General features: G+C 48.1%; 1 pseudogene. It reads right to left on the reverse strand.

Going from position 1 to position 553, the window contains the following annotated elements:
* Nucleotides 1-553: pseudogene (locus A3766_RS07575) on the reverse strand (DNA-directed RNA polymerase subunit beta'); the annotation flags it as partial.

Here is a 553-nt window from a genome sequence, read left to right on the forward strand (position 1 = left end):
TGTACCCGGCTCACCGATTGACTGCGCAGCGATAACACCAACAGCCTCACCCTTGTTAACAACATGGCCACGAGCCAAGTCACGACCATAGCACTGGGCACAAACACCGTGTCGAGTATCACAGGTTATCGCTGAGCGAACCCATACTTCATCAACACCTGCCTTTTCTAGTTCGGATACCTTCTTTTCATCCAAGAAGGTGCCAACAGGCAGAACAACATTTTCTAAATCACCCGGTGCAAAGATATCTTTCGCTGCAACACGACCCAATACACGATCACCTAGTGGTACAACAACATCACCACCTTCAATCATTGGCGTCATTAACAGACCTTCTTTGGTGCCACAATCATCATTGGTCACAACAAGATCCTGGGCAACGTCAACCAAACGACGAGTTAGGTAACCGGAGTTTGCAGTCTTCAATGCCGTATCCGCCAAACCTTTACGAGCACCGTGAGTAGAGATGAAGTACTGAAGTACGTTCAAACCTTCACGGAAGTTTGCTGTGATTGGCGTTTCGATGATCGAACCATCCGGCTTAGCCATCAAA

It is taken from the genome of Oleiphilus sp. HI0132 (genome assembly GCF_001635845.1).